This is a genomic window from Bradyrhizobium genosp. SA-3 (genome assembly GCF_004212635.1).
In the GTDB taxonomy this organism is placed as follows: Bacteria; Pseudomonadota; Alphaproteobacteria; order Rhizobiales; family Xanthobacteraceae; genus Bradyrhizobium.
In genome coordinates, this window is record NZ_PSRT01000256.1 from 1 (window position 1) to 5,511 (window position 5,511).

Genomic DNA, 5,511 nt, shown 5'->3' on the forward strand with positions numbered 1-5,511 from the left:
GCCGCTGGCGCGCGCCCGCGGCACGGCATCCAGCAGCGCCCGCGTGTAGGGGTGAGCACAGCGCTCGAACAGATCCTCCGGCCGCCCCTGCTCGACGATCCGGCCGAGATACATCACCGCGACCTCGTCGCAGAGATAGTCGACGACCGCGAGATCGTGGCTGATCAGGATGTAGCTGAGGCCGAACTGCTCCTGGAGATCCTGCATCAGGTTCAGCACCTGTGCCTGCACGGAGACGTCGAGCGCGGAGACCGGCTCGTCGGCCACGATGAGCTTCGGCTGCGTGATCAGCGCACGCGCAATCGCGATGCGCTGGCGTTGGCCGCCTGAGAATTCATGTGGATACTTGTCCATGTCCGCATCGCGCAAGCCGACCTGGCGCAGCACCGCGGCGACGCGTTCGCGGAATTTGGTGCGATCTGCCTCCTCCAGCACGGTGAGGGGCTCGGCGACGATACGGGCGATGGTCTGGCGTGGATCGAGCGAGCCGTAAGGGTCCTGGAACACCATCTGGAAATCACGCCTGGCACGGCGCAGTTCGTCGGCAGAGATGCGGTTGAGATCGCGGCCGAGCAGCGCGACCTGGCCCGAGGTGGGCCGCTCCAGCGCCATCACCAGCCGTGCGAAGGTCGACTTGCCCGATCCGGACTCGCCGACGACGCCAAGGCTCTTGCCAGCGGCGACCCGCACGTTCACGCCATTGAGCGCGCGCACCTGCCCCGGCGGCCGGAACAGGCTTTCACGCGGCAGCGTGTAACGCTGCACCAGATCCTTCACGTCGAGAAGCGGCTCGGCTGCGGTGGTCATGCAGTCAGCGCTCCGACGCGTTCAGCCATCGAGACGTCCGTCCTGATGCAGCGCACGAAGTGGCCTGGCCCGACGTCCACCATCGGCGGCAGCGCGGCGCGGCACTGATCGATCACCAGCGGGCACCGATCGGAGAAAGTGCAGCCGGACGGCAGGTCGGCAAGCTCCGGCACCGTGCCCGAGATCGTCTTCAGCCGCGTCCCCTTGCGCGCACCGAGCTTCGGCCGGGCGCGGAACAGGCCCTGCGTATAGGGATGCCCCATACGCCGAAACACCTCGTCGGTCGGCCCACTCTCGACGACGGTGCCGCCATACATCACCATCATGCGCTGCACGTTCTCGGCGATGACACCGAGATCGTGCGAGATCAGGATCATCGACATGCCGCGCTCTTCGACGAGATCGGCGATGAGGTCGAGGATCTGGCCCTGGATGGTGACGTCGAGCGCGGTGGTCGGCTCGTCCGCGATCAACAGGTCCGGCTCGCAGGCGAGCGCCATGGCGATGGTGATGCGCTGGCGCTGGCCGCCGGAGAACTGGTGCGGATAGGCGTCGACGCGCCGTGCGGGATCCGGCAGCCCGACGCGGTCGAGCAAGGCGATCGTCTCGCGCCGCGCCTGCGACGTCGTATATTTCTTGTGACGCCGCAGCGGCTCGGCGACTTGGTTGCCGATCGTGTGCATCGGATTGAGCGCGGTCATCGGCTCCTGGAAGATCATGCTGATGCGGTTGCCCCGCAGGCGGCAATAATCGGCATCCGAGAGCCCGACGAGCTCGTTGCCATCAAGCTTGATGCTGCCGCTGACGACCGCGCTGTCCGGCAGCAGCCCCATCAGCGACAACGCCGTGACCGACTTGCCGCAGCCGGACTCGCCGACGAGCCCGAGCGTCTCGCCGCGCTTGAGGGCAAAGCTGACGCCACGCACTGCCTGCGCCGGCCCGCGGCTGGTGTTGAGACGCACGCCGAGATTGGCGACCTCGATCAGTGGCATGGTTGCGGGATCAGCCATTGTCACCGCTCCCGCGCCAGTCTGGGATCGAGCAGGTCGCGCAATCCATCACCAAGGAGGTTGAGACCGAGCACTGCGATGGCGATCGCAGCGCCCGGATACACCGCGAGCATCGGCGACTGGAACAGCAGTGTCTGCGCATCGTTCAGCATGCGGCCCCATGACGGCTGCGGCGGCTGCGTGCCGAGGCCGAGATAGGACAAAGCGGCTTCGGCGAGAATGGCGAGCGCGAACTGGATGGTGACCTGCACGATCAGGATCGACAAGATGTTGGGCAGGACGTGCTCGATGGTGATGCGGAAGCGTCCCTTGCCCGCCGCGCGCGCGGCCAGCACGAATTCGCGCGCCCAGATCGCGTTGGCCGAACCGCGCGTCAGCCGCGTCAGCGTCGGGATCTGGAAGATGCCGATCGCGACGATCGAGGTCACCATGCCCGGGCCCACCACCGCGGCGAGCATGATCGCAGAGAGCACGGCCGGAAAGGCGAAGCTGAAATCGGCGAAGCGCATGATGATCTCCTCGGTCCAGCCGCGCCTGGCCGAGGCGATCAAGCCGAGGCAGACGCCGAAGCTGAGACCGATGCTCACCGCGATGATGCCGACCATGATCGTCGAACGCGCGCCGGCAAGCAGCAGCGAGACGATATCACGACCGAAGGAATCGGTGCCGAGCCAGTGCGATGCCGACGGCGGCCGGAGTTTCGAGGCGATGTCGATCTCATAGGGCGACCACGGCGTCCACACCAGCGACAGCACCGCCGAGGCAAGCACCAGCAGGCTCAGTGCACCGCCGAGCACGAAGCTGCGATGGCGCAGTGCGCGGCGCCAGAACGTACGGGCCGGCAGCGGCCGCGTTGCAATCGGCGTGTCAATGGTCAGGGGCGCGCTCACAGGTCGTGGACCTTGATGCGGGGATCGATGAAGGCATAGAGCACATCGACCACGAAATTGACGATGACGACCATGGCAGCGAGCAGCATCACGCAGTTGCGCACCACGATCAGGTCGCGGTTGGCGATCGATTGGAAGATCAAGCGGCCGAGGCCCGGCAGGTAGAACACGTTCTCGATCACGATGGTGCCGGCGAGCAGATTAGCGAATTGCAGCCCCATCACGGTCATCACGGGGATCATGGCGTTGCGCAGCACATGACGCCACAGCACCTCGCGCTTGCCGAGCCCTTTCGCGCGCGCCGTGCGGACGAAGTCCTCACGCAGCACCTCGAGCACGGCCGAGCGGGTGACCCGCGCGAGGATCGCGGCCTGCACCACCGCGAGCGAGATCGCCGGCAACAGCAGCGACTTGACGCCAGGCCAGACGCCGTCGTCCCAGCCGGCAAAGCCGCCCGCCGAGAGCCATTGCAGCCTGACCGAGAATAATAAGACGAGGAGGATCGCGAACCAGAAGTTCGGCAGCGCGATGCCCACCTGCGTCAGCGACATCACGCCGACATCGCCGAGCTTGTTGTGGTTGGCGGCGGTATAGATGCCGGCGGAGAGCGCCAGCGTCACCGTGACCGTCATGGCCATGATCGCGAGCGGAATGGTCAGCACCAACCGCTCCGCGATCAGGCTCGCGACCGGCGTGCCGTAGACATAGGAGTTGCCGAGATCGCCGGCGAGGAGGCCTTTGATCCATTGCAGATAGCGAACCGCCAGCGGCTGATCGAGCCCGAGCTTGACAGTGAGCGCGCGGACCGCGTCCGGCGAGGCATCGGCACCCATCAGCATCTGCGCGGCGTTGCCGGGAAGTGCGTCGAGCACCAGGAAGATGATCAGCGAGGCGCCGACCAGCGTCGCCAGCAAGGTCAACAGACGTCGGAGGACAAAGACGCTCATGCGTGCTCGGCTTCAGGGCTCACCCGCGGCACGATCAACATGTCTGGACGCTGGAGGCAAGCTCTTTGCTGCATGCCCATCTCCTCACGCCGGCCAGCGGGACAGAAGGTCGCTTGAAGCCTCGAACAGCGCGCTCGCGCGGAGCAATTCGGCATCGCCGCGGAAGCGGCTGACGAGCTGGAGCCCGATCGGCAGGCCGTCGCGGCCGAAGCCGCAGGGCAGGCTGACGGCGGGATGCCCGGTCATGTTGAACGGCATGGTCCAGGGGAACCAATGCGGGCGGACGCTGTCGAAATGCGCCCCGTCGATCTCGATGGTGCCGAACAAATCCTGCTCGATCGGCAGCGCGGTGCGCGTCAGGGTCGGCATCGCCAGCAGGTGCCCGCGCGCAAGCAGCGATTGCACCCGGCGGAACAGCGCGGTGCGCGCGAACATCGCCTCCTGGTAGTCGACGCCGCTGACCTCGGTTGCGAGCGCAAGCTGCTTGAGAAAGGCCTCGCTCAGCTCGTCCTTGTGCTCGGCCGCGAGCTTTGCAAAGCGCGTGCGCCAGACCGTGTGGTTGATGGCGCGCCAGATCGGCTCGATGTCAAAACCGTCGCCAGAGAACTCTTCGAGCTCGGCACCGAGCTCCGCCAGCCGATCAAGGCCCGCCTTGAAGCTGGCCGCGACGTCCGAAGACACCGGGCGTCCGGGCGGCGAAGCGCAGAACAGGATCTTCTGCCCGCGCAGATCGCCGCGCGGGGCGGCGGTGCCGATGAAATCAGGCACCGGGACGCCGATCGACCAGGGGTCGCAAGAATCCTCACCGGCCATCGCCTGCATCATCAGCGCGGTGTCGGCGACGGTGCGGGTGGTCGGCGTGACATAGGTCTGGTTGCCAAACACATCCAGCGCCTGACTGTGCGGGACGATGCCGTTGCTCTGCTTCAGCCCGACCACGCCATTGCAGGCGGCCGGAATCCGCGTCGAGCCGCCGCCGTCAGTCGCGATTGCGAGCGGCGCGATGCCGCTCGCCACCGCCACCGCCGCGCCACCGCTGGAGCCGCCGGAGGAACGCTCTGCGCTCCACGCATTGCGGGTGCGGCCGAACAAGGGCGAGTCCGTCAGGCACTTGCTACCGAATTCCGGCGTCGTGGTCTTGCCGATCAGGATCGCGCCTTCGCTGCGCAGCCGCGCCACCGCGACGGCATCCTCGATCGGCACGTTGTCCTTGTAGGGAACGGCGCCGAAGGTGGTCTTCACACCCCTGGTGTTGACGATGTCCTTGACGCTGACAGGGATGCCGTGCAGCAGGCCGAGCGGCTCGCCGGCCATCACCTTGCGCTCGGCTTCGCGCGCCGCCGCGATCGCCTCGTCACCACACAGCGTGATGAAGCAGTTCAATTCGCCCTGAAGCGCCTCGGCGCGCGCAAGCACCGCACGGACGATCTCGACCGGCGAAATCCGCTTTCCGGCAACGAGGCCGCGCAATTCGGTTGCGGACAGCAGACAGGGATCGCCGTTCATCGTCACGTTGCGCTCCGAAGCGGGGCCGCCGTTGGCCCAAAGACATTGACAGCGAGAATGACAGTTTTGTTAACTCTCCGTCCAATACGATTTTCATGTCCAACCCATACATTTTCGGTATGCCAATGGATCTTCGCCGGCTCCGCTATTTCGTCGCCGTCGCCGAGGCGCGCAGCATCGGCAAGGCCGCTGAGCGGCTCCGTATGGCGCAGCCGCCGCTCTCGGTCCAGATCCGCAAGTTAGAGGCCGAAATCGGTGCGCCGCTGTTCCGCCGCGGCACGCGCGGCATGGACCTCACCGAGGCGGGCCAGGCGCTGCTGGCGCGCGCCAGCGAAGCGCTCGCCCTTGCGG

6 protein-coding genes are annotated in these 5,511 nt (G+C 66.6%); 1 reads left to right on the plus strand and 5 read right to left on the minus strand.

All coding sequences use genetic code 11. The annotated features are described in order from the left end of the window. From CWO91_RS41375 to CWO91_RS41395, 5 genes are all read right to left on the minus strand, one after another. Positions 1–807 (minus strand): ATP-binding cassette domain-containing protein (locus CWO91_RS41375; protein ID WP_130221056.1); only part of this gene is annotated, 807 nt, incomplete at its 3' end. Continuing rightward, a complete protein-coding gene (locus tag CWO91_RS41380) occupies positions 804–1,817 on the minus strand; it encodes an ABC transporter ATP-binding protein (RefSeq protein ID WP_165406072.1) in 1,014 nt (337 codons plus the stop codon). The genes CWO91_RS41375 and CWO91_RS41380, both read right to left, overlap by 4 nt. Before the next feature lie 2 nt (positions 1,818–1,819). Further along, positions 1,820–2,707 (minus strand): ABC transporter permease, encoded by an 888-nt coding sequence (locus CWO91_RS41385; RefSeq protein ID WP_130221058.1) that lies wholly within the window; start codon positions 2,705–2,707, stop codon positions 1,820–1,822. Beyond that, on the minus strand, positions 2,704–3,654 hold the full coding sequence (locus CWO91_RS41390; protein WP_130221059.1) for an ABC transporter permease: 951 nt from the start codon (positions 3,652–3,654) through the stop codon (positions 2,704–2,706). The genes CWO91_RS41385 and CWO91_RS41390 overlap by 4 nt, the downstream gene beginning before the upstream one ends. Positions 3,655–3,738: 84 nt before the next feature. Next, positions 3,739–5,160 (minus strand): amidase, encoded by a 1,422-nt coding sequence (locus CWO91_RS41395; protein ID WP_165406073.1) that lies wholly within the window; start codon positions 5,158–5,160, stop codon positions 3,739–3,741. Positions 5,161–5,285: 125 nt separating this feature from the next. Here CWO91_RS41395 and CWO91_RS41400 point away from each other — a divergent pair. Then, positions 5,286–5,511: LysR family transcriptional regulator (locus tag CWO91_RS41400; RefSeq protein WP_130221061.1), on the plus strand; the 226-nt coding region annotated here is incomplete at its 3' end.